This is a genomic window from Luteimonas soli, assembly GCF_042648865.1.
Classification (GTDB): Bacteria; Pseudomonadota; Gammaproteobacteria; order Xanthomonadales; family Xanthomonadaceae; genus Luteimonas; species Luteimonas soli.
Window position 1 is genome coordinate 180,991 of record NZ_JBHRYA010000001.1, and the last position, 24,676, is coordinate 205,666.

Genomic DNA, 24,676 nt, shown 5'->3' on the forward strand with positions numbered 1-24,676 from the left:
GGCAACCGCGCGAGCCTAGCAGAGCCGCGCGTCGCCGCGCGCCGCGGCGATACCATCGGGCGTCGAACCCGCGGGAGCGTGCATGATCGCCAACAAGACCGTCGAAACCGACGCCGATGTCGAGGATTACCTGGCCGCGGTCGAACGGCGCCGTAGGTCGGGGCTACGCCCCCGACGGCTCTTGGTCTCCGTTCCCGATCCCCGGCAACCGATCGTTGCCCGTCACGCCCAAAAGCCGTCGGGGACGTAGCCCCGACCTACGGCCACAGGCAGCGCGACCCAGCACGCTTACGGCAGCAGCGCGGTCCACTCCGCCGTGGCGAACTTGTCGCGCGCCAGCGCCTGTGCGCGCGCCAGTTCGTCCGCGCGCAGGGCATCGCGCACCAGTCCGCCGTGGCGGGTGCGGAAGGTCTCGACCATGTGCTCGATCACCGCTTCGCGGGCAAGCCCGGTCTGGCTGCGCAGGGGGTCGACGCGCTTGACCGCGCTGGTCGTGCCCTTGTCGGACAGCTTTTCGCGGCCGATGCGCAGCACCTCCAGCATCCGCACCGCGTCGATGTCGTAGGCCATGGTGACGTGGTGCAGCACCGCCCCGCGGCGCCTGGCCTGCGCTGCGCCGGCGATCTTGCCGGCGCTGGAGGTGATGTCGTTCAAGGGCTGGTACCAGGCCTTGATTCCCAGCCCGGCCAGCGCCTCGATCACCCACTGGTCCATGAACTCGTAGGCCTGCTCGAACGACATGTCCTCCACCAGCGTCATCGGCGCGGTGATGGAGTAGGTGATGGTGTTGCCCGGCTCGATGAACATCGCGCCGCCACCGCTGATCCGGCGCACCACCTCGATGCCGTGGCGATGCGCGGCCTCGGCATCGACCTCGTTGCGCAGCGACTGGAAGCGTCCCATCACCACCGCCGACCCGGCCCACTCCCAGATCCGCAGCGTCGGCGGCCGCCGCCCGGCAGCCACGTCGTCGAGCATCACTTCGTCCAGCGCCATGTGCAGCGCGGGCGCCTGCGGCTCGGCATGGACCAGGTGCCAGGCGTGGTCGCGCCAGTCGCTGCGGCTCAAACCGTATCTCCTGCGCCATGGGCCGGCCCCGCCGCATCCAGCGCACGGCGCACCGCGACCGCGACGCCTGCGGGCGTGATGCCGAACATCTGCGTCTCCTGGTCCAGCGCTGCCTCTACCGCGGCCGCGAGCGCGGACTCGCCGGTATCGACCGGCAGGCCCTCGAGCGCCGCATCGATGGCATCCAGCGCGCTGGCCGGTTCCAGGAAGAAATCCCCGCTGACCTGCACGGCCGTCATCCGGCCGTCGACGATGGACAGGTCCACCACCACCAGCTTGCCGCCCGGAACCTTGTATTCGCCATGCGCCGCGCTGTTCGATGTGTCCATCGGCACAGTCTATCCAAACCCCATGGCCCGGCGGACCTGCCTGCGATGCGAGCCCCGTAGGAGCGCCCCATGGGCGCGATCGCCGTTCGCTGCGAAGGCATCGCGCCCATGGGGCGCTCCTACGTTGTGCGTCTACGGCGCTTCGGGCCCGGGCTTGCGCCGGAACTTGTAGATCACCGCGCCCAGCAGCAACGCCACCGCGCCTGCGATCAGGTTCTCGATGCTGGCGCTGGCCAGCAGGCCGATCGACAGCAGCGTCGCGGCGATCGGGATCAGCGGCCCGCCGGGCAGGTGCAGGGCGCCGTCGCGGTCGCCGTGGCGGCGACGCAGCACCAGCACCGACACGGACGTGCCGATGTAGGTGCACAACCGCGCAACCACCGACAGCAACGCCAATTGCACGAACGAGCCCGACAGCGCCAGCAGCAGCGACAGCACGCCGACGGTGATGATCGCCAGCGCCGGGGTGCGGAAGCGCGGGTGGATCTTCGCCAGCGCGGCCGGGCCGTAGCCGTCCATCGCCATCGCGTGCAGGTAGCGCGGCCCGAGCATGACGGTGTTGCTGTTGGTGCCCAGGATCGACACCGCCGCGCCCACCGTCAGCACCAGCGCCAGCCAGCCGCCGCCGAACGTGGCCGCGGCGTCGGCCAGCGGCGTCTGCGACTGCGCCAGCCCGGGCAGCGTGCCCAGCGCCACCCACTGCACCGCGAAGTAGAGCAGGGTCACCGAGGCGATCATCATCAGCATCGCGAACGGCACGTCGCGGCGCGGGTTGCGGTACTCGCCGGCGGCCGCGGGCAGGTTCTCGAAGCCGGCGTAGGCGAACAGCAGCAGCAGCGCGGCCCTGCCGAGGTCGTCCAGCGGGATCGGCCCGGCCAGCGGCGTGGCCAGCGACATGTCGACGTACATCGCGCCGATGCCGAGGAACATCAGCAGCGGCAGCACCTTGGCGATCGCCAGGAACACGCCGGTGCGCGCGGCGGCGCGCACGCCGAACACGTTGACCGCGACCAGGAACGCGAGCGACCCGGTGACGATCGCCACCCGCACGCCGCCGTGGGCCGCATCCGGCCAGAAATGGGTCACCGCCTCGGCCAGGCCGTTGGAGAGCGCCGCGGCGCTGGCCACGCGCGTGATCAGCAGCATCCAGCCCACCTCGAAGCCGATGAACGGCCCGAACGCCTCGCGCGCGTACAGATAGCCGCCGCCGGGCTGGTCGAAGTAGCTGGCCGCCTGCGCGTAGCACAGCACCAGCAGGCTGACCGCCAGCCCCGCCAGCAGCACCGCCCACAGGCTCGCCGGCCCCAGCAGCAGCGCCGCGGCTGCGGGCAGGAGATAGATGCCGCTGCCGATGACGTCGTTGATCGACAGCCCGAACAACTGCCAGCGGCCGACCGCGCGGTGCATCGTCGGCTCGGTGTCGAGGGGTGGCACGGCGGACTGCTGCGGGCTGGGCATGGGTGGTCTATCCACGGCTGGCGATCGGCGCAAGCTAGCATGCCGGCCTGGTCTTCGCGCAGCGTGGCGCCTTCCGGCGCTGGCGTACGGTTACTTCGTGTCGAACTTGACCACGACGTTCGACGCCGGCCATTGCATCGTGCGCCGCTGTGGCAGGTCGTCCACCCGCGGCTGCCAGGGCGCGGTGCCGAGAGTGCCGATGTCGGTATAGCGGCCGAGCACGTCGAAGCGGTCGATGACGAATGCAACGCCTTCGGCGCCCAGCGGCGACGGCCCGTCGGCGACATGGAAGTGCAGGTGCGGGCCATTGGAATCGCCGGTGAAGCCGAGCGTGGCGATCACCTGGCCGCGCCGCACGCGCTGGCCAGGTGCGACGCGTATGCTGCCGGGCTTGAGGTGTTCGTAGAACGCATAGCGGCCGTTGCCGAGGTCGAGCGCGATGTAGTTGCCGCTGGCATCGGCGAGTGCATTGCGCGGATGTGCCGAGATGGTTTCACTCTCGGGCATGTCGTCGCGCACGGTGGACACTACCGCGTCGGCGACCGCCAGCACGTCGGCGCCGTGGCCCAGGAAGCTGTCGACGCGATCCGGATCGCCGTGCGTCGTGCGCCCTTGCGCATCGACCTTGACCCAGTCGATCGCGAAGCGCCCAAGGATGCGCGCGCGGCCGTCGATCGCATATAGCACGCGCCGGTGCCCGCGTGGCCAGGCCGGTGAATGGATCGCGACCCAGGGGCCGCCACGCAGCGGCGGGCCCAGGACCGGCAGCGGCCGGCGATCGACGCGGACGTGCGCGCCGTCCACGGCTGCGCGGGCCCCGCTGTGGTCGTCGACGCGGTACTCGACGTGGTGGTCCAGCGCCGCCGGCACCTGCGCCTGCGCAGGCAACGTGACCTCGAGGTAGGCCACGCCATGCATGCCTTGCGCGATGGTCCGCGCATCGGCGCCCGATGGGTCAGCACCCGACGCGCCCGCACCGGGAAGCGCGAGGCTTCGCGACAGCGCCGGGCCCTCGAGGCGCGCGATCACCGTGCCGCTGTCCGCATTGCGCACCTCGATGCGGGTCGGGGCCAGGGGCTGCGCGGCGAAGTTGGCTAGGTGGAGTTCGTAGCGCAGCAGGTGTTGGCCGTCGACGGGCACGGCGGCCGGTGCCACCGGCACCCGCAGGTCGAACGATTCGCGCAGCGGTGTTTCGGCGGCGGCCGGGGTTGCGAGCACGAGGCAGGGCAGCAGCAGCGCGAACGCCCCGCGTCGCGCAGTGGTCAACAGGCGGGTCATCGGACCTGCGTCATACGAATGGGCAGGCTGCCGAGGTTAGGCTCGGGACGCCCCCCGCGAGCGGGCCGGAAGTACCGGGAAATGCGATTGTCATCACGAGATGCTTGTGCCTGTCGCCTTGTCCGTCGACACTGTGGGCCGCGTCTTGGTCCGTGGCGGAATCCCCGCCGCCACGCTCGGGGGAGGCGTGAAGGACAGGAATGGGGATCAACTGATATACGGAGATTTCAGGCATGTTGAAGAAGAACGCATTGCTCGCCGTCGCGCTGTCGGCGCTGGTGGTTGCCGCGCCGATGTCGGCGCTGGCCAAGAAGAAGCAATCCGGCGTGGGGCCCGGCATGAACGAGGCCGGCGAAGTCGTCAATTCGGCCGAGGTCGAGTCCGGCTGGGGCGAGGAAGTGGTCGGCATCAACGACTACGAGGGCGAGATCACGGGCATTCCCGCGCCCGACAGCAAGTTCACCCAACTCAAGATCGGCATGCCGATGAAGCAGGTCACCGACCTGATCGGCGAACCCACCGACCAGGGCGCCTACGTCACTGGCAAGGCGTTCATTCCGTTCTTCTTCGGCGGCGACCGGTATCGGTACGAGATGGCCTACAAGGGCCAGGGCCGGCTGGTCTTCGCCGGCAAGTCGATGGGCACCGGCGGCAACCTGATCTGGATCATCCACAACAAGAACGACAGCGGCTATCGCGAATAGTCGTAGCCGGTGTGCAGGAAAGCCCCGCAGCTGCGGGGCTTTTTTATGGGGTTCTTGTAGGAGCGGCGGGAGCCGCGATGCTTTCCCGGTAAAGCCATCGCGGCTTCCGCCGCTCCTGCAAGGGCCAAGTCAGCCTTGGCTGGCCAGGCAGTCCGGGGCGGAGGGTTCACGGTCGTGGCTGACGCACTGCTTCAGGCGCGGCGGCAGGTTGGCCAGGTGGCGCGAGGTGCCGGCGTCGAGGGTGAAGGCCTGCACGGTGCGCGCGGCGCAGGGCTGGTCGCCGGTGGGTGGCGCCGCGGCGTCGCAGTCGCGCACGAACAGCAGGTAGTGGCAGCGGCCGCTGACGCTCTTGATGCACTCGAAGTCGCCCGCGCCGCCGTTGACATAGGAACGCATCACGTTCTGCGCCTTGCCGTCGATCGACACGTTGGTGATCGTGGTCGTGCCGGCGTCGATCTTGCAGCCGGCCAGCAGCAACATGGTCGCGGCGAACAGGATGGCGGTGCGCATGGGGTCTCTCCTTGCGGGTATCGCGATGGCGTGGATGCTCGGACGAATGGTTCGCCCGCGCGGCGCGCGTGTCACATGTTGCGGAACAGCGCCATGAACGGCTGGCTGACCGCCAGCGTCTCGGGTCGCTGCTTGAGCCGGATCGTGCCGCGGCCGCTGTCGTCGCGGGCGATCGACGCGATCGCCTTGAGGTTGACGATGGTCGAGCGGTGCACCTGCTTGAACATCGCCGGGTCGAGCAGGCCGAGCAGTTCGCGGATCGGCGTGCGCAATAGCGACTCGCCCTCGGCGGTCATCACGGTCGTGTACTTGTTGTCGGCACGGAAGTAGGCCACGTCCTCGACCAGGATCAGCCGCGTGTCCTTGCCGGCGCTGGCGGTGATCCATGACAGCGGCGTCTTGTCCGGGACGCGGGTCGCGTCGAGTTGGCGGATCAGCGCGGCCAGCGTGGCGGCATCGGGGTGCGAGCCGGCCGCGCGCGCCTGCAACCTTTGCACCGTCGCGTCCAGGCGTTCGCGCGTCACCGGCTTGAGCAGGTAGTCGACCGCGCCGTTGTCGAATGCGTCGATCGCGTACTGGTCGTAGGCGGTGACGAACACCACCTGCGTCCGCGGGCTGGTGTCGGCCGCCGCCGAAGCGACCTCCAGGCCGGTCAGGCCGGGCATGCGGATGTCGAGGAAGGCCACGTCCGGCTGGTGTTCGGCGATCGCTTCGACCGCGCTGCCGCCGTCGTCGCAGGACGCGACGATCGACAGCTCCGGCCAGGCCTCGCGCAGCAGCGATTCGAGCGCGCTGCGCAGGATCTCCTCGTCCTCGGCGATGACGCAGGTCGGGGTGGTGGCGGTTTCGGTCTCAGGCGACATGGCCGTGGTCCTGCGTGGTGCCGGCCGGCAAGGTGATGGTGGCGGCCACGCCATTGGGGAAGTTGGCGGCGATGCTGAAGTGCGCGGCATTGCCGTAGGCCAGGCGCAGGCGTTCGCGCACGTTCTTCAGGCCGATGCCGGTGCCGCTGCTCTCTGCGTTGAAGCCGCGGCCGTCGTCGGCGACGGTGACCGACACCTCGCGGTTGCCGCCGGTGGCGCGGATCCAGACCGTGCCGCCGCCCGGCTTGGACTCCAGGCCGTGCTTGATCGCGTTCTCCACCAGCGTCTGCAGCATCATCGACGGGAACGGCACCGCGTGCAGCGCCTCGGGCACGTCGACCTGGGTCGACAGCCGCGCGCCCATGCGGATCTTCAGGATCTCGAGGTAGGCGACGGCGCGTTCAAGCTCCTCGCCCAGCGTCGACTGGCCGTCGAGGTTGCGCGGCAGCGAGCGGCGCAGGTAGGCGATCAGATGCCCGAGCATCGCGTCGGCGCGCTGCGGGTCGCTGCGGGTCAGCGCCTGCGCGCTGGCCAGGGTGTTGTAGAGGAAGTGCGGTTCGACCTGGGCATTGAGCAGGCTCAGCTTGGCCTCGCTCAGTTCCTTGGCGCTGGCCGTGTCGCGCACCACGGCCTTTTCGCCGCGGCGGTGCTCGGCGATGCGGCGGGTGATGGCGCGGGTGATGGCTTCGGTGGTTTCCAGGTTGCGGCCGTGGTCGACGCGCAGCCAGTCGGTCCAGGCCGCGCTTTCCGGCTCGCAGGCCAGGGTGATGCTGGACGTGTCGCCGCCGGGCGCCACGGTGGCGACGACCACGTCGTAGCGGCCGCCAAGCTTGCGGTCGATCCAGTGCATCGGGTCGAAGCGGTTGTGCGTGCCGTATGGATCGGGGCGCTCGACGCCGGCACGCACGCGCAGGCTGCCGGGCGCCGATTCGATGTCGACAGCGCGCGGCAGTTCGCGCAGCGCTGCATCGAGCAGGTCGAAGGCCTCGTCGGCGGGGAAAGGCACCTCGATCTGCCGGCGCTGCCGGTTGCGCAGCTGCTCGGGCGTGGCCTTGCGGCCGACGATCATGCCCACGCGGTGGATGTGCGAGATCACGTCGGGGATCACGAAGGCGAGGGTGATCATCCACAGCAGCACGATCGGGAACTCCGGCAGGCCGAAGTTCGACCACAGGATCAGCACCACCAGGTAGAACACGCACCAGGCGAAGACGTGGCGGGTGACGAAGGAGAAGGCGGTCATGGCGATGCCGGTGCAGTGGTCATGGGGCGAGGATAGCGATGCGGCCGGGCAGGGGAAGCGGGATGCGACGAATGCGGGGCATCCGGCGACGGAACCGCCGGATTCCGCGCCGGATTCGTCGGTTTGGTGCAGGCCGGGGCCTTGCAGGCGCGTTGACGCGGTGCTCGCACCGGTGCGCGATCATGCCTGACCCCGTCCGGGAAGGACTCCGAGCATGCGCATCCCGCCTTTGTTTGTTGCCGTCCTCGTGTTGTCATCAAGCGCCGGCCGTGGCCGGCGGCAGGCCCGCCAGGGCTGCTGACGATGCGCATGCGCGCCTGGCTCGCCCTGCCTGCGGTCGTGCTGCTGGCGACCGCCGTCGACGTGCAGGCGCGTACCGTCTACCGCTGCGTGCGCGACGGCACGGTCAGCCTGGCCACCGCGCCCGAGCCCGGTTCGAAGTGCGTGGCGAAGCAGATCGACGACAACGCCGTGCAGACGCCGAACCTGTGGGGCGAGATGGGGGTGTTCAGCGGCACGCTGTACGAGCGCGAGCAGGACGGCGAGCTGGTGTACTCGACCCGCAAGCTGCCCGGGTCTCGGGTGTACCTGAAGTTCACCGTGCACACGCCGCCGGGCGAACAGGCGCATGCGGGCCTGGGCAAAGTCGGCAAGCCGCAGCTGGACCGGCACGCGAAGCTGTTCAAGGCCGCGGCGAAGGCGACCGGGGTCGACGACGCGTGGCTGCGCGCGATCGCGCACGCGGAGAGCGGCTTCGACGCGAAGGCGGTGTCGGACAAGGGCGCGCAGGGCGTGATGCAGCTGATGCCGGAGGTGGCGGCCGAGTACGGCGTCGACGACCCGTTCGCGCCGGAGCAGTCGATCAGCGCCGGCGCGCGCTACATGAAGGCGCTGCTGCGCCGCTACGATGGCGACCGCACGCTGGCCGCGGCAGCCTACAACGCCGGCATCGGCACCGTGGCGCGCTACGGCGGCGTGCCGCCGTACGACGAGACGCGGACCTACATCGACAAGGTGCTGGCCCTGTACGCGCGCTACCGCGAGGCGATGGGGATCAAGCGCGAAACGCCGGCGCAGTGACGACGATTCGCGCGAGCCATGCGGTCGGGAAACCCCCAACCTCCTCGGGTGTGCCGTAGGTCGGGGCTACGCCCCCGACACCCGCGAATCGAACCGAAGCCCCGGGGCGGGCCGACACTCTGCGAAAATCAAGAGCCGTCGGGGACGTAGCCCCGACCTACGGCGACCGCGAATCAGCGTGGCGTGAGCTTCAGCAGCCGCCCGCCGTCGCCATCCTCCAGCAGCCAGATTGCGCCGTCCGGCCCCTGTTCGACGGCACGGATGCGCGAGCCCATGTCGAAGCGCTGCGCCTCGCGCGCGCTGTCGCCGTCGAACTCCACCCGCACCAGCGACTGCGAGGACAGCCCGCCGATGAAGGCGTCGCCCTGCCAGTCCGGGAACATCGCGCCCGAATAGATCAGCAGGCTCGACGGCGAGATCACCGGGCTCCACGACACCTTCGGCGCGTCGAACTCCGGGCGCGTGTCGTGGTCGGGGATGTCGCGGCCGTCGTAATGGTCGCCATTGGAAACGATCGGGTAGCCGTAGTTGCCGCCGCGTTCGACCAGGTTGAGCTCGTCTCCGCCCTTCGGGCCCATCTCCACTTCCCACAGCCGCCCCTGCGCATCGAAATCGATGCCCAGCGGGTTGCGGTGGCCCAGCGACCAGACCTGCGCGGCCACGCCGCCCTGGTCGGCGAAGGGATTGTCGGCCGGCACGCTGCCGTCGTCGTCGAGGCGCACCAGCTTGCCGAGGTTGGACTGCATGTCCTGCGCGGGATCGAACTTCTGTCGTTCGCCGGAACTGATCCACAGCTTGCCGTCGTCGTCGAACAGCAGGCGGTGGCCGTAGTGTCCGCGGCCGCCAACCTTGGGCACCTGGCGCCAGATCACCTCGAGGCCTTCGAGCGTGCCGCCGCTGTCGTCCAGCGCCAGCGTGCCGCGCGCGACCACGCCACCGCGGGTGTCGCCGTCGCCGGCCTCGGCGTAGCTGACGTAGACCACGTGGTTGTCGGCGAAACCGGGATGCAGCGCGATGTCGCCGAAGCCGCCCTGCCCGCCGTAGTCGACCTCGGGCACGCCCTTGATGTCGCCGACCTTGCCGGTGGCGACGTCGACCAGCTTCAGCGCGCCGCGCTTCTCGGTGACCAGCAGGCGGCCGTCGGGCAGGAAGGCCATCGCCCAGGGTTCGTCGAACGAGGCGACTTCAGTGCTGGCGAAGGGGCGGGAGTCGCTGGCGACCGGCTCGGCGGCAGCGGGCTCCGCGGCCTGGGGCTTGTCGTCCTGCGCAGCGCCGGGCTGTCCCGAGGCGTTGCCGGGGGCGTTGCAGGCGATCAGTGCGAGGCTGGCGCAGGCGAGGACGAGCAGGCGAGGGGTCATGGCAGCGCTCCGGTTCACATGTCGACACGGTGGGAGGGATGCACACTAGCATCGTGCGTGGAACGACCGTCAGGAGGATCAGGATGCTGCCCGCCATCGACACCCGATGCCCGTACTGCGGCGAGCCGATCGAGCTGTTCGTTGACGACTCCGCCGGTGGCCAGCAATACATCGAGGATTGCCAGGTCTGTTGCCGGCCGATCGTGGTCACGGTCGCGCTGGATGCGGACGGCGAGCCCGAAGTCGCGGTGCGTGCCGAGGACGAGGCCTGAGGGAGCCATCGCGCCGCATCTGTTCGCCGAAGCGCGGCCCGGGTCGTTGCCGTGCAGGTAAAGGTTGTGTTGTGTTCAGTCGCAGGCCACACCGCCGTCCTGCGAAACAGGCCGGAAATCCGCGCTGGTTCCGGCTGCAACCGCGAATGCATGACCGCCATCGCACTGCGGACTAGCCGCATTCGCGGCGCATGTGGTTAAGACGGCGTAAGTCGGCGCCGCGGGGCGCGGCAAGCGTTCATCGGCGCGGGGTCAAGGTCGGTACCAGGGTGGTGCACGGACACGACACGTCAGCACCCTCGAACAGACAACCCCATGGAGAACACTGATGAATCATGCAAACAAGCTGTCCGGCCTGATCGCACTTGCCGCCGCCGTCGCCATGCCGATGGCGTTCGCGCAGACCGCTCCGACCACCGACGACGGCATGCAGCCGACGTCGACGCAGGCCAACGCGCCCACCGCCGAGCCCAAGCAGGTCACCTGGGCCGACCTGGACGTCGACAAGGACGGCAGCCTGAGCAAGGCGGAAGTCGCCACCGTGCCGGCGCTCACCCAGGTCTTCGACGATGCCGACGCCGACGCGGACGGCAAGCTCACCGCCGAGGAATACAAGGTCCACGCGGCCGCGGCTTCGGGTGAAGCCGGCGCCGATGACGGTAGCGAGCAGTAAGACTCGCGGGACTCTCCGCGTGTGTGTGCAGGGCGGCCTCCGGGCCGCCCTTTTTTGTGGTTGTTTGCCCTGGGATGGCTTCTTCATCGGCAACCGAAGATCAAAAGCCGTCGGGGACGTAACCCCGACCTATGCGGCTTCAACCGAAGCGACGAAGGTCGCGTCAAGGTGAGCCGTGTCCTGGCGGCCGGGGGCCGCGACAAGCGCGCCATGGATGGCGCGCGCCCTCGTCAGGACAGGATGTCCTGCCGAGGGGAAAGCGGCTCCCGGCCGACAGGACACGGCGACTCACCGGAGCCCACGCCGGCTTGGGCTTTTCGCGGCGCGGCATAATGCAGCGATGACCAACCAGATCCGCATGGTCGCCTTCGATGGCGACGACACCCTCTGGCGCAGCCAGGATTTCTTCGATGCCGCGCAGCTGGAGTTCGAACAGATCGTCGGCGGTTACGTCGACCTCGCCGACGCGCGCGTGTCCGAGCGCCTGTACGCGTTCGAGAAGGCCAACCTGGCCTGGTTCGGCTACGGCGTGAAGGGCATGGCGCTGTCGATGATCGAGGCGGCGGTGGAGATCACCGGCCAGCGCGTGGCCGCCGCCGACGTGCAGCGCATCGTCGGCCTGGCCAAGGACCTGCTGCGGCATCCCGTGGAACTGCTGCCGGGCATCCGCGACGCGGTGGCCGACATCGCCGCGCGCCACGACGTGGTGCTGATCACCAAGGGCGACCTGTTCCACCAGGAGGCCAAGGTGCGCGACTCCGGCATGGCCGACCTGTTCCGGCGCATCGAGATCGTCAGCGAGAAGGACCCGGCGACATACGCACGCCTGCTGGAGGAGTTCGAAATCGACGCCGCGCAGTTCCTGATGATCGGCAACTCGCTGCGGTCGGACATCGCGCCGGTGCTCTCGCTTGGCGGGTGGGGCGTGCACATGCCCTACCACACGACCTGGAGCCACGAGAACGAGGCCCGCGTCGACGCCGGCAGCGAGCGCATGCGCAGCGTCGGTTCGCCCGGCGAACTGCCCGCAGCCGTCGAGGCGATCGCCGCGGCCGCGGCCGCTTGAAGCGATGGCCGGATTGGCGATGCGTTCACCGCGGTTGCGCCATGGTGGCGGCCTGACGCACGGGAGCAGGCCGATGGAATCGACGCCACGCTGGATGGCCGCTGCGGTGGGCGCCGCGGCGCTGGCGCTCGGCGCATGCAGCGCGACCGGGCCGACGCAGGCCCGCAGCGAGCCAACGTTGCGCTTCACCCATCCGGCGGATACCGCAAGCGGAAGCCGCGACGGGCACGACGCCCCCGCCCGCGTGCGTCGCGATGCCTATGGCCGGCCGATCCATTTCCGCGAGATTCCGCTGGATCGCCACGGCACCGCCGTGCGCGATGCGGGCACGGGGCAAGGCGCGGCTTGCGACGACCGGGGCCGCTGTGCCGAAGAGGACGGCAGCGCCGCACGCCGCGGAAGCGACGACCGGTAGCGCGCGGCTATCCGGGGGGTGCCTCCTGCGCCGGCGTATCGATCACGAGCGGATGGATGCTCGCTTCGACGCCCGATTCCACCTGCAGCGTGACCCAGCGCAGCCCGACGGCGTAGGCGCCGAGCAGGACCACGATTGCGACCAGCCAGATCGCCCAGCGGCGCGATCGCGGCGGTTGCCGAAGGTGCGCAGATCGGGTGCCGGTCATGGGTCTTCTCCTGAATACGCGTTGCGCCAGCGGGCGCTGCCGAGTCCGGATGGACATTACGCCGAGCCGCGTCACGGACGCGTGCAAGTGACGGCCCGCGTGCGCACAATCGCGTATGGGTCCGTCGCGGCATGCAGTCGCGCGATTCGCGCGTCCGGCCGCTGCCGGTGCAAGATGACGCGACGCTGTCCCGTTCGCCCCCTGATGTCCCGTGAGGACCACGATGCCCAACGCCGCCATTTCCCCGCTGCACGGCCTGAGCCGGTCCACCGCGCTGCTGGTCGCCGGTCTGCTGCTGGCGGGCACCGCGTTCGCCCAGGATTACGCGTTTGCGTGGAACCCGCGCAGCGGCGACGCCTGGATCGACGCCCAGCTGGCCGACATCAACGCGTACGGCGGCCGCTACCGCGGCGCCTTCGTCGACGAACTGGTGCGCTACCACGCCGCGCCGCGCGACCTGGTCAACGAGCTGGTCGACGAGCGCAACTGGGCGCCCGGCGATGTCTACTACGCCTGCACGCTGGCGCAGGTGGTGGGACGCCCGTGCCGGTCGCTGGTCGAAGTCTGGGGGCAGTTCCACGACGAGGGCTGGGAAGCGGTTGCCGGCAAGGCGGGCATCGCCAAGCGCCCGGACGCCGCGCAGCGGCTGAAGCAGTCCATCACCAGCAGTTACGAACGCTGGGGGCGGCCGCTGGCCGAGGTGCCCGCAGCGCGGTCGCAAGGGGATGGCGACGCAAGGCTGGCACCGGGCAAGGGCGGCTGACGCGCGGCTTCAGCCGACGAAAGTGTCGTACAGCAGCTTCATGTTCAGCACCACGATGATCGCCGCGATCACCCACGCCAGCGATGCCAGCCAGGGCGCGATGACGAAGCGCCCCATCTTTTCGCGGTCGGTGACGAAGCGCACCAGCGGGATCACCGCGAACGGCAACTGCATCGACAACAGCACCTGGCTGAAGACCAGCAGTTTCGCAGTGCCTTCCGAACCGTAGAGCGCGGTGATCACCACCACCGGCACGATCGCGATGCCGCGGGTGACCAGCCGCCGCGCCCACGTCGGCATGCGCAGGTGCAGGAAGCCTTCCATCACGATCTGCCCGGCCAGCGTCGCGGTGACCGTGGAGTTGACGCCCGAGGCCAGCAGCGCGACGGCGAACAGGGTCGAGGCGATGCCCACGCCCAGCATCGGCGACAGCAGCGCGTAGGCTTGCTCGATCTCCTGCACGTCGGTGTGCCCGGCCTTGTGGAACACGGTGGCGGCCATGATCAGGATCGCCGCGTTGATGAACAGTGCCAGCATCAGCGCGATGGTGCTGTCGGTCACCGCCCAGCGGATCGCCATGCGTTTGCCGGCGTCGTCGCGCGGGTAGTCGCGGGTCTGCACGATCGACGAGTGCAGGTACAGGTTGTGTGGCATCACCGTGGCACCGATGATGCCGATCGCGATGTACAGCGCGGCCGGGTTGGTGACCACTTCCGCGCGCGGGATGAAGCCGCCCAGCACCTCGGCCACCGGCGGCGCAGCCAGCGCGATCTGCACCGCGAAGCAGGCGAAGATCACCAGCAGCATCGCGATGATGAAGGCCTCCAGCGCGCGGAAGCCGTGGCGCATCAGGTACAGCACCAGGAACACGTCGACGGCGGTGATGATCGCGCCGGCGACCAGCGGGATGCCGAACAGCAGGTTGAGCGCGATCGCGGTGCCGATCACCTCGGCCAGGTCGCAGGCGATGATCGCGATCTCGCATACCACCCACAGCACGAATGCCACCGGCCGCGGGTAGTGGTCGCGGCAGGCCTGGGCGAGGTCGCGGCCGGTGGCGATGCCCAGCCGCGCGGCCAGCGCCTGCAGCACGATCGCCATCAGGTTCGAGAGCAGGATCACGCACAGCAGGGTGTAGCCGAACTGCGAGCCGCCGGCCAGGTCCGTGGCCCAGTTGCCCGGGTCCATGTAGCCGACCGAGACCATGTAGCCCGGACCGAGGAAGGCGAGGAAGCGGCGCAGCCACTGGCCCTGCGTCGGCACCCGCACGCTGGCGTTCAGCGCGCCCAGGCTCGCGCCGGTGCGCGGGTCACGGCTGAAGCGCCAGCCGGGTTCGGCTGCGCGTGGCGGGGGAGTGGCTTCGCGATCCACGGGGCGGGCGCCGTCCGTGCGGGGAAAGCGTTGTTATAGCCTCTGCTATGTTGCGAAGCAAGCACCATCATGGCTGCGGTAACCTAGCGTTTCCCCGCGGCCCATTCCGGCGCCGCGGGCGTCCGCGCAACAGGACGCGAGCCGGCATGCCGAAGCCCAAGCCATCCCCGCCGCCGCTGATCGACGCCGACCTGCACGCCGAAAGCTTCCGCCAGGTGCGCGAGGCGCACCGCCTGGAGTTGGTGGAGGACTACGTCGAACTGATCTCGGACCTGATCCGCGACGGCGGCGAGGCCCGCCAGGTCGACATCGCCGCGCGTCTGGGCGTCGCCCAGCCGACGGTGGCTAAGATGCTCAAGCGCCTGGTGAAGGCCGGCTACGTGGTGCAGAAGCCGTACCGCGGCGCGTTCCTCACGCCGGAAGGCGAGGCCCTCGCCCAGGCCAGCCGCGAACGCCACCAGGTGGTGGAGGCCTTCCTGCTGGCGCTGGGCATCGACCCCGACACCGCGCGCCGCGACGCCGAGGGCATCGAGCACCACGTCAGCGCGGAGACGGTCGCGGCGTTCGCGCGGTTCGTCGAGCAGCGGCGCTAACGCCCGAACAACCGATGGGCGTTGCCGGCGCGGATCTTCGCCTTCTCCTCGTCCGTCAGGTCGAGCTTCTCCAGCGCGTCCACCGTGTCGTCGAGCCACATCTGCGGATAGTCGGACCCGAGCAGCACGTGGTCGATGCCGACGTTGCGCAGCGTCCACACGAACTCCGCCTCGATCGGCGAATCGGCCGCCAGCAGTACCGGCCCGGAGATGTCGAAGTACAGGTTGTCCATCGCGAAGCCGTCCGCCGTGCGGACCAGCGCGAGGACGTTCCAGAACCGGAAGTTCAGCCCGCCGATGTGCGCGAGGATGAACTTCGTTTCCGGCACCCGCGCCACCAGGTTGAACAGCTTCTCGCTGTCCCCGGGCAGGATGTTGGCGTTGTCGGTCAGCACCACCATGCCGAGCTCGCCGGCGCGCCGCACCAGCGCCTCCACCCGCGGATCGGAGACGTCGAAGCGCTGCGTGTGGGCATGGATCTTCAGCACCGCGACCCCGGCGGCGGCCACGCGCGCGAGCTCGTCCAGCGCCGCCTGCCCGTCGTAGGGATGGACGGTCGCGATCGGCACCACCTCCGGGTGCTTCGCCGCCAGCGCGATCACGCTGTCGTTGCCGGCGCGCATCTCGTCGAGCTCGCCCTGCAGTGCCTGGTGCGGCCCGCCGAACCACATCGCGCCGAGCCCGGCCAGCTCGATCCCGGCGGCTTCGACCTCGGCCTCGTACGCCAGCAGCGACTTCTCCCCGTCATGCAGGTGCACGTGCACGTCGAACACCGGCGTGGCCGCGACCGCAGTCCCGGCCCAGAGCAGCGGAAGGAGGGCGAGGGCTCGCAACATGGTAGTTTCCGGCGCGTGGGGTGGGCGAGTCTAGCAGCGCCCGGATATGGCGCCTTGCGACAAACCCGCGTGCATGCATTGATCGGCGCGGGCAAGCGAGAAAGCCCGGCGATTCGACCCGCCGCCGGCGACCGGCGAGAATGCGCGCTGTCCAACCGCGCCCGGCACTCGATGACCCTTCCCGGCCAGCCCTCCGTCAATCCACAGCCTGATGCGGCGTCGCTGCGGCTTTCGGTTGCGCCGATGATGGACTGGACCGCCAGTTCGCTTAAGGTGATTGATTTCAAGCTGTTACGGCGATTCCAGGTCGCCATGTTGCGTTGACGTTTCATGGTGAGTCGAGTGCGAACTCCGGCGGCGGAATCGTGATGGTTTTCGTGTTGACGTCCCGTCCTGACAGGAAATCCACGATCGCCTCGCCAACCCTGGGATCACTCAGGAACAGGTCGTGGCCCGCATTCTCGATGACAATTTGCTGGCCGTTCTCCAGTGCGTCCAGAATTTCCCTGGCCGCTTCTGGGTAGGTGCGGCCATCAAGCGTGCCGGTCAGGACCAGCACGGGTGCCGACGTTTCCACCGGCGCGCGGAACGCCTCGCCCAGGTCCGGTACGTCGAATTTGCCCAGGAACTGGGGCAGGGGGAAGTTCAGGGCATCCCCCAGGATTGCCGTCTTCGCCTGTTCCCGGAATGTCGCCAAGCGTTCGGGCGAGACGCCCGAGGCGATATCCATTCCAACCGACATCGGGGAGAACGCCATGCCGCCGTTGGCGACGGACTTGTCCAGCTCGCGCGCGACAATCTGGTAGTTGCCCATGGCCATCATGGCGTACAGGCCTGGCAGGTTGCGGATGTTCTCCGGGTTCTTGATCAGCCCGGAAGCCGTGAGCAGCCGCACCGGATAGGCGCCGAGGGTCATGGTGACCGGTCCCTTGCCATCTTCGGGGACGAACGTGACCTTGGCGGGTTCCTGCTCCAGCTTGCCCAGGACATGTCGCATGAGATCGGGAAGCGGCGGCAGGCTGGCTGCTTTTGGATCGTTCTGCAAAAGCGCATTGACCCGTCCCAGGAAGGCATCCGTGCGGGCCGGGAGCTTCAAGGTCTGATCGGTGCCCTCGACGCTGGCGAGCACGATGCGGTCGATGCGATCGCCCATTTGTCGTGCCGCCGCCAGTGCAAGGTGGGTGCCGTAACTGATGCCCCAGAGATTCAGTTTTTCGGCGCCGATCTGCCGACGCAGAACCTCGAGATCGGCCGCGCTCTCCGTAGTGGAGTACGCGGAAAGGTCGACGTCCCGGCCCTTCCACCAGGCGCTGCAGTAGCTGGCCGCCTGGTCCAGATAGGCCTCGAATGTGTCTCGCGTAAGTACCCGGCCCGCGAATGCGGTCAGCGGTGGCTGGCAGTCCGGGTCAACGGCGGATGCGCCCGTGCCGCGCTGATCCAGTGCGATGACATCGGCGACCTCGCGCAGCGCCATGAATAACTCGAACCTCGGCCCTTCGGCCGCGCCGATACCGGAACCGCCCGGGCCACCGGCGAGGTACACGATGGGCGAGCCGGGGTTCGGGTTGGTGGATGGGAAGCGCACGAAGTGCAGCGTGAACGTGGCGCCGTCCGGTTCGGCATGATGCCGCGGCACCTCGAACGTGCCCCGTTCGGCTTCGACCATGGTGCCGTTGTCGGCCTTGAACTTGTACGGGGCGATCGTGATGCCGGCGATTGCCGGCGATGTCACGAGCAGGGCGATCGCAAGAAGAATGCTGCGCATGATGCGCTCCGGTGTCCAGGTGCGGTCACGCTAGATCACGCACTGCCCGCGTTCACCCGTCTTTCCGGTGAACTGCTCGAAGAGTACGGTCAACGACTCGTGCTGCAGAAGCTGGAGCCCGCAGCGATGCTAACTTGAACGACATGCCGACCGTGCTTCTATTCCTCCTTGCAAGCTTGCTTGCCCCGTCCCTTGCCGTTGCATCGGAAGCGCAATACCTCAGCGTTGGACGTGACGTGATGGTGCACTCCGGCGCGGATGTCAGCGACACGCCGCTGGCCGACGATGATCCAGGCTGGACAGCCGCTGACTGGCAAGCGCTGAGGTTCCGGGATGCCATCTGGTTGCGGGCTGTCGTCGAAGTGCCGCCTGGATTCGCGACCGGCGATCATCCGATGGGTCTTTCCCTCAACGCGGCAGCGTCTGCCGAAGTCTGGTGGGACGGCGCAATGATCGGACGCAACGGTCGACCGGAATCCACTGCCGTCGGCGAACTTCCGGGCCGCATAGAAGCGGTATTCATGCTCGATGACCGGCAGTTGCGCGAAGGGGAGCACCGGTTGCTGATGCGGCTCTCGCGACAGCATGGCAGCGCGATGATCTCGACGCCGATCGATCAGCTGTCCCTGGGGCCGTGGGAAGACCCGCTGGATGACGCGCTGCGGTACTACCTGCCGAGCGTGCTCAGCGGTGGTGCGGTTGTGCTGGCTGGTTTGTTCCTCCTGGTGACGGGATGGCGCAGCAGGGACCCGGCCGCGCTGTGGCTTTCCGCAAGTTGCCTCGCGTTGCTGTTGCAGCTGGGGTTCGAATCTTTGCGCGGGTTCGTCAACTATCCCTATCCCTGGCATGGCCCGAGACTTGTTGCCATCGCCGCAAGTGCATGGCTGTTCGGTTTCAGCCTCGTCGGCTTCTTCATGGCGCGCCTTCGAACGCCACGGCCCATTCGCTGGCAACTTGCCCTTGGCCTGCTGGCGCTGTTGCCATTCTTCCTTTCGGGCGATGTCGTTGCCGCTGCCGTGCTGCTGGTGTTCCTCGGTGGCAGTCTTCTGATTGCTGGCATGGCCCGCAAGAACGGGCACCCCGACGCGATGCCTTTCCTGGTCGTCCTGGCGCTGTTGCTGGCGCTGCTGCTGTTGCAGACAGCGGCCTTTCTCGACCGTTGGCTCTACGTCGGTTTTTCGCTGGTACTGATGCTGTTCTTCGCGGACCACGTGCGCCTGCATTTCAGAACCGTGCGGGAGCGGGATGCGGCACGGCATGCCGCCCAGCGGCTGGAGCTCGACCTGCTCAAGCAGCATCTCAAGCCGCACTTTCTCATGAACACCCTGACGGCATTGGCGGGATGGATCGAGGAGTCTCCACGCACGGCGGTTCGGATGGTCGATGCGCTGGCCGATGAGTTCCGCACCCTGATCGATGTCTCCGATCGGGCATTCGTCACCCTGGAAGAGGAGCTGGCGCTTTGCCGTGCTCACCTCGAAGTGATGGGTTTTCGCAGGGACCGGGCGTTCGTTCTTGATGCAAGGCTCGATCCAGGCAGCCCCGTCGTGCCCCCGGCGGTGCTGCATACGCTGATCGAAAACGCCATCACCCACGGTGGCAATGTTGATGCCCCCGCGTCTTTTGTCTTCACCGCGCGCAAGGGTGATCGGAGTAGATGGCGATTGCGCCTGGATTGTCCCGCCGGTGCCGAAGTCGGCGAAGGTTCACTGGAGGGCACAGGCCTGGCCTACGTTCGAGCCAGGCTGGCCGAAGCATTCGGCGAAGACTGGCGACTGCAGCATGGCGTTTCCAACAGCGGCGGCTGGTTCACCGAGATCGAGATTCCGGGTGATGCCCGATGCACGTGATCATGGTGGAGGATGAAACGATGGTGGCCCGCCGCCTGGCGCGCTGTGTGGAATCGGTGCTGGGTGCGTCGCTCCAGCGGCTTGATATCTTCGGTGATCTCCGTTCGGCCGAAGCATGCCTGCAGGCGACGGTGCCGGATGTCCTTCTCCTCGATCTGAACCTGCATGGCCGCGACGGCTTCGATCTGCTGAAGCGCGCGGTTTCCGGTTCGTTCGATACCATCGTTGTCTCCGCGAATACCGATCGCGCCATCGAAGCGTTCGAGCATGGTGTTGTCGACTTTGTGCCGAAGCCGTTTACAGAAGCGCGACTGGGCCAGGCATTCGAACGGCTCTCGGCGAAAGGCGGCGAGGGCGAAGCCATCCGCTACCTGATCGTTCGGCATGCCGGCAAACTTGAACGCATCAAGATCGACGACATCCGCGCGATTCATGGCGCCAACGACTATTCCGAGCTCGAGCTTGCCGGGGACTCGCGCCGCCTGCATGAAAAGTCGCTGGACAAACTGGCGCAAATGCTGGCGGGCCGCTTCATGCGAATCCATCGTTCCCACCTCGTCAACCTGGATGAGGTGCATTCGCTTGCAGCGTACGCCGGCAGTCGCTATCGCCTCGAATTGAAGGACGGAAGCGAGTTGCCGGTGGGGCGGAAATGGATCAAGTCGGCACGAAGGGCGCTTGGTGACGGCAAGTCATAGAAGGCGCGGACATCGGGGTCAGGTTAACTTTCAACGCCAGTGCCGGTTCTTGATGAGCGGTGGCCCCTTTGAAGTCGACGAATCAGCGCTACGCGACTTCCAGTGCGATGCGGACTTGTTGGCCCAGTGATGCCGCGATGTTCACCAGCGCATCCAGCGAGAAGCGCGAGATGCGTCCACGGAGCAGGTCGTTGATGCGTGGCTGGCTGATGCCGCAATGCTCGGCAGCCGCGGCTTGTGTCCAGCCGCTGTCCTGGATGAGCGATGCGATCTTGCGCATCAGTTCCGCTCGGACCTTGAGGTTGGCGGCTTCCTCGGCGGTGTCGGCAAGCGCGTCCCAGACGCTGGCATGTCGTTCGGTCTTGGACTTGTTCATGGTCACTTCCTGCTCAACAGGGCGAAGCGCTGCTTCGCCAGTTCGATATCCCGCTTCGATGTGGTCCGTGTCTTCTTCTGGAAGGCGTGGAGCACGTAGAGGGCATCGGCCAACCGCGCGGTGTAGATGACGCGGTAGGCGCCAGTGTCGTCCCGCACCCGGATTTCCTCGACGCCCTTGCCGATCGTGGGCATGGACTTGAAGTCGTCCGGCTGCAATCCGTGCTGTACGCGATCCAACTGGTAGCCGGCGTCTCGTTTCGCGTCATCCGGAAACCCCCGCAAGGCGCGCAGGGAGTCTCCAAGGAATTCGATCGGCTTGGCGGGCACAAATATATCCGTATTTGTATAAATGGCAAATTAAGTGCCCGGGGACGCCGAATCGGGCATGTACCCTATGCGGCCCAGCGCAGCCGTCGACACTTGGGCTCGGCATGGCCGAACAATGACAGCAGCAGACCAACATCAGGAATCAGGCAAGTTCCCGGATTTGCGTGGGACAACGCGCTACGCGGCGTCCTTGCGCCTGTCCGTCGCCCCGATGATGGACTGGACGGATACCCACTGCCGCGTGTTCCACCGGCTGCTGGCGCCGCATGCGCGGCTTTACACCGAGATGGTGCACGCCAATGCGGTGATCCATGGCGATCGTTCGCGGCTGCTGGCGATGGATCCGGTGGAGCATCCGGTGGCGCTGCAGCTGGGCGGCAGCGAACCGGAACTTCTGGCGCAGGCGGCGGTGATCGGTGCGCAGCTTGGCTTCGACGAGGTCAACCTCAACTGCGGCTGCCCGTCCGACCGGGTGCAGGCCGGGCGTTTCGGCGCCTGCCTGATGCGCGAGCCGGCGCTGGTGGCCGGGTCGGTGGCGGCGATGATCGAGGCGGTGTCCACGCTGGAAACGCCCGTGCCGGTCACGGTGAAGTGCCGGCTCGGCGTGGATGACGACCATCGCTACGAGGTGTTCCGCGACTTCGTCGACGAGGTTGCCGCCGCGGGCTGCCGCATGTTCGTGGTGCACGCGCGCAACGCCTGGCTCAAGGGACTGTCACCGAAGGAGAACCGCGAGGTGCCGCCGCTGCGCTACGACTGGGCGTACGCGCTCAAGCGCGAGCGTCCGGAGCTGGCGGTGATCGTCAACGGCGGCATCGCCACGCAGGAAGAGGCAACCGCGCATCTCGACCACGCCGACGGCGCCATGCTCGGCCGTGCCGCGTACCACGATCCCTGGCTGCTGCACCGGCTCGACGTGGCCTGGTTCGGCGGGCAGTTGCGCACGCGCGGCGAGCTGCTGCGCGCGCTGCGGCCGTACGTGGAGGCGCAGCTGGCGCGCGGCGTGTTCCTCAAGCACATCACCCGCCACCTGCTCGGCCTGTTCCACGGCGAGCGCGGCGGGCGGGCGTTCCGGCAGATATTGAGCGAAGGCGCGCACCGACCGGGCGCCGACTGGTCGCTGGTCGAGGCGGCGCTCGCGGTGACCGGACACAAGGAACAGGCAGCCGCATGATCACCCGGGACGCGCGCGCCTTCCTCGAGGCCGCACGCGGCTGCGCGCCGGACTTCGGGCCGGCGACGGCGAAGGCGGCCTTCCTGGTCTCGCCCGACGGCTTCGCGCGCGCCGACGAGTCCGCCAGCGACAATCGCTACATGGCCGACGCCGCCGGCTTCGACGCGGCGCTGGCCGGCGCGCAGCACCGCGGCCTGCAGGCCGCGCTGTCTTCGGTGCTGCCGACGCTGTGCTTCGCCGGCAACCCGGACGCGCCCGATGGCCTGTTTCCGAACAACGCCTTCGCCACCGTGCCGGGGCGGCTGGTGGTCGGGCGCATGCGCCACCCGGTGCGCCGCCGCGAGGCCGCGCGCGACGACATCCGCGGGTTCTTCCGCGACGTGCTCGGCTACGCGGAAGTCGATCTGTCCGGCCAGCCGCATCCCTGCGAGCTGACCGGCGCGCTGGTGATCGACCGCGCCCGCGGCCTGGGCTTCTGCGGCCTGTCCGAGCGCTGCGACGAGGAAGGCGCGCGGCAGATGCACGAAGCCTTCGGCCTGCGCGCGACCCTGCTGTTCGACCTGGCGCCGGGCGAATACCACACGAACGTGGTGCTGGCGGTACTGGCCGGCCGGGCGGCGCTCGTGTGCCCGGGCGGGTTCGCCGATCCCGCCGCGGTCGAGGCCATCGCCGGCCTGTACGCGCCGCACGTGGCGATGCTGTCGCAGGCCGAGCACGCGGCCTTCGCCGGCAACGCCATTTCCGCCTCGCCCGGCACTGCGTGGATGAGCGCTGGCGCCGCGTCTGCGCTGTCGGCGGCCAGCCGCGCGATGCTGGACAATGCCTGTTTCTCGCTGCGCCCTGTGCCGCTGGATGCGATCGAGGCGGCCGGAGGTTCGCTGCGCTGCTGCGTGGCGGAGATCTACTGAGCCGCCACGGCGACTGAATGCGAAAACCCGGAAAAACGAAAAGTTAAGACCTGTTCACCGCTCCCTTTCGAGAATCATCGTCCCCCATCAAGCTGCCGCAGGCACAAGCGTCCCGGAGTTCCGTCGACCATGACCATCCGCCCGTTCCCGTTGTCCCTGATTGCCGTCGCCGTGCTGGCGCTGGCGGGAACGAGCGCCTGGGCGCAGGACGGGCGCGGACACGGCCGAGGCCATGAAGGGCAGGGCAACCGGGGCGACCGCATCGAACGCATGCGCGAAGCGCCCCCACCCCGGGCGATGGAGTCCCGGGCAAGGCGGGAGGAGCAACTGCGGCGCCCCCGCGACGAGCAGAGGCGCCAGCGCGACGACGGCCTGGCGGACTCGGTGCGCCGGATCGAGCGCACCACCCGCGGCCGGGTCATCAACGCCGAGCGCGTGCAGTCCGACGGGCGCAACATCAATCGCATCAAGGTGATGGACGATCGCGGCCGCATCCGCGTCTACATGGACGATCCACAGGCGCGCCGCGGTGCGCCTACACGCGGTGACGACAACTGAGCTTCCAAGCTTCCACAACGAACACATCGACCGGGCACGGTTGCCCTCGCACATCACCACACTGGAGTAGCCGATGCGAATTCTCCTCGTCGAAGACGAAGCCCCGCTGCGCGAGACGCTCGCCGCACGCCTGAAGCGCGAAGGTTTCGCGGTGGACGCCGCCCAGGACGGCGAGGAAGGCCTGTACATGGGGCGCGAAGTGCCGTTCGACGTCGGCATCATCGACCTCGGCCTGCCCAAGATGTCCGGCATGGAACTGGTCAAGCAGCTGCGCGAGGAAGGCAAGCAGTTCCCGGTGCTGATCCTCACCGCGCGCTCGAGCTGGCAGGACAAGGTCGACGGCCTCAAGCAGGGCGCCGACGACTACCTGGTCAAGCCGTTCCACGTCGAGGAGCTGCTGGCGCGGATCAACGCGCTGGTGCGCCGCGCCGCCGGCTGGAGCAAGCCCACGCTCGAATGCGGCGCGGTGGCGCTCGACCTGGCCGCGCAGACGGTGACCGTCAACGGCGCCAACGTCGACCTGACCAGCTACGAGTACAAGGTGCTCGAGTACCTGATGATGCACGCCGGCGAACTGGTCTCGAAGGCCGACCTCACCGAGCACATCTACCAGCAGGATTTCGACCGCGATTCCAACGTGCTGGAAGTCTTCATCGGCCGCCTGCGCAAGAAGCTCGACCCCGAGGGCACGCTCAAGCCGATCGAGACCGTGCGCGGCCGCGGCTACCGCTTCGCGATCCCGCGCAGCAACGAAGGCTGATCGCACTGCCGCGCCGCGTTCGACCGCGGTGCGGCACAATGGATCGGTCCCCCATGTCGCCGGCGCCGGCCCCGGCACGCTCGGCGACATCCCCGAACCGGAACAGGTCCACACCGCGAGGCGCCGTTGCCTGGACGAGCCGATAAGCAGGAGAGCGGGCAGCGCAGGCC

At 68.4% G+C, this 24,676-nt stretch carries 30 protein-coding genes; 16 read left to right on the forward strand and 14 right to left on the reverse strand.

Translation table 11 applies throughout. From position 1 onward, the window contains the following. The first annotated feature begins 82 nt into the window (after window positions 1–82). The gene (locus ACFONC_RS00835) at window positions 83–250 is read left to right on the forward strand and encodes a hypothetical protein (RefSeq protein WP_386741645.1); all 168 of its coding nucleotides are present in this window, start codon (window positions 83–85) and stop codon (window positions 248–250) included. 38 nt (window positions 251–288) lie between these two features. On the opposite strand, the gene ACFONC_RS00840 is transcribed toward ACFONC_RS00835, so the two are convergent. The 4 genes from ACFONC_RS00840 to ACFONC_RS00855 all read right to left on the reverse strand — a co-directional run bounded on the left by ACFONC_RS00840 (window position 289) and on the right by ACFONC_RS00855 (window position 4,133). Further along, window positions 289–1,068 carry a lipoate--protein ligase family protein gene (locus ACFONC_RS00840; protein WP_386741646.1) on the reverse strand — a complete coding sequence of 260 codons (780 nt, stop codon included), beginning with the start codon at window positions 1,066–1,068 and terminating at the stop codon, window positions 289–291. Continuing rightward, window positions 1,065–1,397 (reverse strand): biotin--protein ligase, encoded by a 333-nt coding sequence (locus tag ACFONC_RS00845; RefSeq protein ID WP_386741647.1) that lies wholly within the window; start codon window positions 1,395–1,397, stop codon window positions 1,065–1,067. Before ACFONC_RS00845 ends, ACFONC_RS00840 begins: the two co-directional genes overlap by 4 nt. A 132-nt stretch (window positions 1,398–1,529) precedes the next feature. Next, window positions 1,530–2,855 (reverse strand): APC family permease, encoded by a 1,326-nt coding sequence (locus ACFONC_RS00850; protein WP_386741648.1) that lies wholly within the window; start codon window positions 2,853–2,855, stop codon window positions 1,530–1,532. A 90-nt stretch (window positions 2,856–2,945) separates the two neighbouring features. Beyond that, the gene (locus tag ACFONC_RS00855; protein ID WP_386741649.1) at window positions 2,946–4,133 is read right to left on the reverse strand and encodes a M23 family metallopeptidase; all 1,188 of its coding nucleotides are present in this window, start codon (window positions 4,131–4,133) and stop codon (window positions 2,946–2,948) included. A gap of 275 nt (window positions 4,134–4,408) precedes the next feature. On the opposite strand from ACFONC_RS00855, the gene ACFONC_RS00860 reads away from it, so the two are divergent. Further along, window positions 4,409–4,837 (forward strand): hypothetical protein, encoded by a 429-nt coding sequence (locus ACFONC_RS00860; RefSeq protein WP_386742189.1) that lies wholly within the window; start codon window positions 4,409–4,411, stop codon window positions 4,835–4,837. A 129-nt stretch (window positions 4,838–4,966) separates the two neighbouring features. Here ACFONC_RS00860 and ACFONC_RS00865 read toward each other — a convergent pair whose 3' ends face one another. From ACFONC_RS00865 to ACFONC_RS00875, 3 genes are all read right to left on the reverse strand, one after another. Further along, complete coding sequence (locus ACFONC_RS00865; RefSeq protein WP_386741651.1) at window positions 4,967–5,347, reverse strand: hypothetical protein; 381 nt, start codon at window positions 5,345–5,347, stop codon at window positions 4,967–4,969. A 71-nt stretch (window positions 5,348–5,418) separates the two neighbouring features. Next, complete coding sequence (locus ACFONC_RS00870) at window positions 5,419–6,210, reverse strand: LytR/AlgR family response regulator transcription factor (protein WP_386741652.1); 792 nt, start codon at window positions 6,208–6,210, stop codon at window positions 5,419–5,421. Next, window positions 6,200–7,453: a sensor histidine kinase gene (locus ACFONC_RS00875; protein ID WP_386741654.1), complete on the reverse strand. Its 1,254-nt coding sequence runs from the start codon at window positions 7,451–7,453 to the stop codon at window positions 6,200–6,202. The genes ACFONC_RS00870 and ACFONC_RS00875 overlap by 11 nt, the downstream gene beginning before the upstream one ends. 309 nt (window positions 7,454–7,762) lie before the next feature. On the opposite strand from ACFONC_RS00875, the gene ACFONC_RS00880 reads away from it, so the two are divergent. Continuing rightward, the gene (locus tag ACFONC_RS00880) at window positions 7,763–8,533 is read left to right on the forward strand and encodes a lytic transglycosylase domain-containing protein (protein WP_386741655.1); all 771 of its coding nucleotides are present in this window, start codon (window positions 7,763–7,765) and stop codon (window positions 8,531–8,533) included. A 173-nt stretch (window positions 8,534–8,706) separates the two neighbouring features. On the opposite strand, the gene ACFONC_RS00885 is transcribed toward ACFONC_RS00880, so the two are convergent. Beyond that, window positions 8,707–9,891 (reverse strand): PQQ-dependent sugar dehydrogenase, encoded by a 1,185-nt coding sequence (locus tag ACFONC_RS00885; protein WP_386741656.1) that lies wholly within the window; start codon window positions 9,889–9,891, stop codon window positions 8,707–8,709. Between the two features lie 83 nt (window positions 9,892–9,974). Here ACFONC_RS00885 and ACFONC_RS00890 point away from each other — a divergent pair, with 83 nt between their 5' ends. The 4 genes from ACFONC_RS00890 to ACFONC_RS00905 all read left to right on the forward strand — a co-directional run bounded on the left by ACFONC_RS00890 (window position 9,975) and on the right by ACFONC_RS00905 (window position 12,317). Beyond that, window positions 9,975–10,163 carry a CPXCG motif-containing cysteine-rich protein gene (locus tag ACFONC_RS00890; RefSeq protein WP_386741657.1) on the forward strand — a complete coding sequence of 63 codons (189 nt, stop codon included), beginning with the start codon at window positions 9,975–9,977 and terminating at the stop codon, window positions 10,161–10,163. A gap of 328 nt (window positions 10,164–10,491) precedes the next feature. Further along, complete coding sequence (locus tag ACFONC_RS00895; protein WP_386741659.1) at window positions 10,492–10,836, forward strand: EF-hand domain-containing protein; 345 nt, start codon at window positions 10,492–10,494, stop codon at window positions 10,834–10,836. Between the two features lie 340 nt (window positions 10,837–11,176). Continuing rightward, window positions 11,177–11,902: an HAD family hydrolase gene (locus ACFONC_RS00900; protein WP_386741660.1), complete on the forward strand. Its 726-nt coding sequence runs from the start codon at window positions 11,177–11,179 to the stop codon at window positions 11,900–11,902. A gap of 73 nt (window positions 11,903–11,975) precedes the next feature. Next, window positions 11,976–12,317 carry a hypothetical protein gene (locus ACFONC_RS00905; protein ID WP_386741662.1) on the forward strand — a complete coding sequence of 114 codons (342 nt, stop codon included), beginning with the start codon at window positions 11,976–11,978 and terminating at the stop codon, window positions 12,315–12,317. 7 nt (window positions 12,318–12,324) lie between these two features. On the opposite strand, the gene ACFONC_RS00910 is transcribed toward ACFONC_RS00905, so the two are convergent. Further along, on the reverse strand, window positions 12,325–12,525 hold the full coding sequence (locus ACFONC_RS00910; RefSeq protein WP_386741663.1) for a hypothetical protein: 201 nt from the start codon (window positions 12,523–12,525) through the stop codon (window positions 12,325–12,327). A gap of 223 nt (window positions 12,526–12,748) precedes the next feature. Between ACFONC_RS00910 and ACFONC_RS00915 the strand changes: the two genes are divergently transcribed. Continuing rightward, window positions 12,749–13,288, forward strand: coding sequence for a hypothetical protein (locus ACFONC_RS00915; RefSeq protein ID WP_386741665.1), 540 nt, complete (start codon window positions 12,749–12,751; stop codon window positions 13,286–13,288). Between the two features lie 9 nt (window positions 13,289–13,297). Here ACFONC_RS00915 and ACFONC_RS00920 read toward each other — a convergent pair whose 3' ends face one another. Next, the gene (locus ACFONC_RS00920; protein ID WP_386742191.1) at window positions 13,298–14,578 is read right to left on the reverse strand and encodes an Nramp family divalent metal transporter; all 1,281 of its coding nucleotides are present in this window, start codon (window positions 14,576–14,578) and stop codon (window positions 13,298–13,300) included. Between the two features lie 227 nt (window positions 14,579–14,805). Here ACFONC_RS00920 and mntR point away from each other — a divergent pair, with 227 nt between their 5' ends. Continuing rightward, a complete protein-coding gene (gene mntR / locus ACFONC_RS00925) occupies window positions 14,806–15,252 on the forward strand; it encodes a manganese-binding transcriptional regulator MntR (RefSeq protein WP_386741666.1) in 447 nt (148 codons plus the stop codon). Here the strand turns inward: mntR and ACFONC_RS00930 are convergent. Then, window positions 15,249–16,088, reverse strand: a complete 840-nt coding sequence (locus tag ACFONC_RS00930) for an amidohydrolase family protein (RefSeq protein WP_386741667.1) — start codon at window positions 16,086–16,088, stop codon at window positions 15,249–15,251. The genes mntR and ACFONC_RS00930 overlap by 4 nt on opposite strands. 54 nt (window positions 16,089–16,142) lie before the next feature. Between ACFONC_RS00930 and ACFONC_RS00935 the strand changes: the two genes are divergently transcribed. Then, window positions 16,143–16,412, forward strand: coding sequence for a hypothetical protein (locus ACFONC_RS00935; RefSeq protein ID WP_386741668.1), 270 nt, complete (start codon window positions 16,143–16,145; stop codon window positions 16,410–16,412). A 4-nt stretch (window positions 16,413–16,416) separates the two neighbouring features. Here the strand turns inward: ACFONC_RS00935 and ACFONC_RS00940 are convergent, their stop codons facing one another. Beyond that, the gene (locus tag ACFONC_RS00940; protein ID WP_386741670.1) at window positions 16,417–17,853 is read right to left on the reverse strand and encodes an alpha/beta fold hydrolase; all 1,437 of its coding nucleotides are present in this window, start codon (window positions 17,851–17,853) and stop codon (window positions 16,417–16,419) included. 143 nt (window positions 17,854–17,996) lie between these two features. Here ACFONC_RS00940 and ACFONC_RS00945 point away from each other — a divergent pair, with 143 nt between their 5' ends. Both ACFONC_RS00945 and ACFONC_RS00950 read left to right on the forward strand, forming a co-directional pair. Then, window positions 17,997–19,703, forward strand: coding sequence for a sensor histidine kinase (locus tag ACFONC_RS00945; RefSeq protein ID WP_386742193.1), 1,707 nt, complete (start codon window positions 17,997–17,999; stop codon window positions 19,701–19,703). Then, a complete protein-coding gene (locus tag ACFONC_RS00950) occupies window positions 19,694–20,401 on the forward strand; it encodes a LytR/AlgR family response regulator transcription factor (RefSeq protein WP_386741671.1) in 708 nt (235 codons plus the stop codon). Before ACFONC_RS00945 ends, ACFONC_RS00950 begins: the two co-directional genes overlap by 10 nt. Window positions 20,402–20,489: 88 nt before the next feature. On the opposite strand, the gene ACFONC_RS00955 is transcribed toward ACFONC_RS00950, so the two are convergent. Together ACFONC_RS00955 and ACFONC_RS00960 are read right to left on the reverse strand one after the other, a co-directional pair. Continuing rightward, entirely contained in the window at window positions 20,490–20,777 is a 288-nt protein-coding gene (locus ACFONC_RS00955) for a helix-turn-helix domain-containing protein (RefSeq protein ID WP_386741673.1), read from the reverse strand. Between the two features lie 2 nt (window positions 20,778–20,779). Then, entirely contained in the window at window positions 20,780–21,106 is a 327-nt protein-coding gene (locus tag ACFONC_RS00960; protein WP_386741674.1) for a type II toxin-antitoxin system RelE/ParE family toxin, read from the reverse strand. Window positions 21,107–21,221: 115 nt separating this feature from the next. On the opposite strand from ACFONC_RS00960, the gene dusA reads away from it, so the two are divergent. The 4 genes from dusA (at window position 21,222) to ACFONC_RS00980 (ending at window position 24,506) form a co-directional block, all read left to right on the forward strand. Beyond that, window positions 21,222–22,280 carry a tRNA dihydrouridine(20/20a) synthase DusA gene (dusA, locus tag ACFONC_RS00965; protein WP_386741676.1) on the forward strand — a complete coding sequence of 353 codons (1,059 nt, stop codon included), beginning with the start codon at window positions 21,222–21,224 and terminating at the stop codon, window positions 22,278–22,280. Then, window positions 22,277–23,188: an arginine deiminase-related protein gene (locus ACFONC_RS00970; RefSeq protein ID WP_386741677.1), complete on the forward strand. Its 912-nt coding sequence runs from the start codon at window positions 22,277–22,279 to the stop codon at window positions 23,186–23,188. Before dusA ends, ACFONC_RS00970 begins: the two co-directional genes overlap by 4 nt. A 129-nt stretch (window positions 23,189–23,317) precedes the next feature. Beyond that, window positions 23,318–23,746 (forward strand): hypothetical protein, encoded by a 429-nt coding sequence (locus tag ACFONC_RS00975; protein WP_386741678.1) that lies wholly within the window; start codon window positions 23,318–23,320, stop codon window positions 23,744–23,746. Window positions 23,747–23,819: 73 nt separating this feature from the next. After that, complete coding sequence (locus ACFONC_RS00980; RefSeq protein WP_386741679.1) at window positions 23,820–24,506, forward strand: response regulator transcription factor; 687 nt, start codon at window positions 23,820–23,822, stop codon at window positions 24,504–24,506. The last annotated feature ends 170 nt before the right edge of the window (window positions 24,507–24,676 follow it).

Bases quoted from the DNA above. Each gene is read 5' to 3' on its own strand.
- ACFONC_RS00910 (WP_386741663.1), bottom strand. From the start codon at position 12,525: ATGACCGGCACCCGATCTGCGCACCTTCGGCAACCGCCGCGATCGCGC.
- ACFONC_RS00955 (WP_386741673.1), bottom strand. From the start codon at position 20,777: ATGAACAAGTCCAAGACCGAACGACATGCCAGCGTCTGGGACGCGCTT.
- ACFONC_RS00930 (WP_386741667.1), bottom strand. From the start codon at position 16,088: ATGTTGCGAGCCCTCGCCCTCCTTCCGCTGCTCTGGGCCGGGACTGCG.
- ACFONC_RS00875 (WP_386741654.1), bottom strand. From the start codon at position 7,453: ATGACCGCCTTCTCCTTCGTCACCCGCCACGTCTTCGCCTGGTGCGTG.
- ACFONC_RS00865 (WP_386741651.1), bottom strand. From the start codon at position 5,347: ATGCGCACCGCCATCCTGTTCGCCGCGACCATGTTGCTGCTGGCCGGC.
- ACFONC_RS00845 (WP_386741647.1), bottom strand. From the start codon at position 1,397: ATGGACACATCGAACAGCGCGGCGCATGGCGAATACAAGGTTCCGGGC.
- ACFONC_RS00975 (WP_386741678.1), top strand. From the start codon at position 23,318: ATGACCATCCGCCCGTTCCCGTTGTCCCTGATTGCCGTCGCCGTGCTG.
- ACFONC_RS00855 (WP_386741649.1), bottom strand. From the start codon at position 4,133: ATGACCCGCCTGTTGACCACTGCGCGACGCGGGGCGTTCGCGCTGCTG.
- ACFONC_RS00885 (WP_386741656.1), bottom strand. From the start codon at position 9,891: ATGACCCCTCGCCTGCTCGTCCTCGCCTGCGCCAGCCTCGCACTGATC.
- ACFONC_RS00895 (WP_386741659.1), top strand. From the start codon at position 10,492: ATGAATCATGCAAACAAGCTGTCCGGCCTGATCGCACTTGCCGCCGCC.
- mntR (WP_386741666.1), top strand. From the start codon at position 14,806: ATGCCGAAGCCCAAGCCATCCCCGCCGCCGCTGATCGACGCCGACCTG.
- ACFONC_RS00915 (WP_386741665.1), top strand. From the start codon at position 12,749: ATGCCCAACGCCGCCATTTCCCCGCTGCACGGCCTGAGCCGGTCCACC.
- ACFONC_RS00970 (WP_386741677.1), top strand. From the start codon at position 22,277: ATGATCACCCGGGACGCGCGCGCCTTCCTCGAGGCCGCACGCGGCTGC.
- dusA (WP_386741676.1), top strand. From the start codon at position 21,222: ATGACAGCAGCAGACCAACATCAGGAATCAGGCAAGTTCCCGGATTTG.
- ACFONC_RS00835 (WP_386741645.1), top strand. From the start codon at position 83: ATGATCGCCAACAAGACCGTCGAAACCGACGCCGATGTCGAGGATTAC.
- ACFONC_RS00870 (WP_386741652.1), bottom strand. From the start codon at position 6,210: ATGTCGCCTGAGACCGAAACCGCCACCACCCCGACCTGCGTCATCGCC.
- ACFONC_RS00905 (WP_386741662.1), top strand. From the start codon at position 11,976: ATGGAATCGACGCCACGCTGGATGGCCGCTGCGGTGGGCGCCGCGGCG.
- ACFONC_RS00880 (WP_386741655.1), top strand. From the start codon at position 7,763: ATGCGCGCCTGGCTCGCCCTGCCTGCGGTCGTGCTGCTGGCGACCGCC.
- ACFONC_RS00890 (WP_386741657.1), top strand. From the start codon at position 9,975: ATGCTGCCCGCCATCGACACCCGATGCCCGTACTGCGGCGAGCCGATC.
- ACFONC_RS00945 (WP_386742193.1), top strand. From the start codon at position 17,997: ATGCCGACCGTGCTTCTATTCCTCCTTGCAAGCTTGCTTGCCCCGTCC.
- ACFONC_RS00980 (WP_386741679.1), top strand. From the start codon at position 23,820: ATGCGAATTCTCCTCGTCGAAGACGAAGCCCCGCTGCGCGAGACGCTC.
- ACFONC_RS00850 (WP_386741648.1), bottom strand. From the start codon at position 2,855: ATGCCCAGCCCGCAGCAGTCCGCCGTGCCACCCCTCGACACCGAGCCG.
- ACFONC_RS00900 (WP_386741660.1), top strand. From the start codon at position 11,177: ATGACCAACCAGATCCGCATGGTCGCCTTCGATGGCGACGACACCCTC.
- ACFONC_RS00940 (WP_386741670.1), bottom strand. From the start codon at position 17,853: ATGCGCAGCATTCTTCTTGCGATCGCCCTGCTCGTGACATCGCCGGCA.
- ACFONC_RS00950 (WP_386741671.1), top strand. From the start codon at position 19,694: ATGCACGTGATCATGGTGGAGGATGAAACGATGGTGGCCCGCCGCCTG.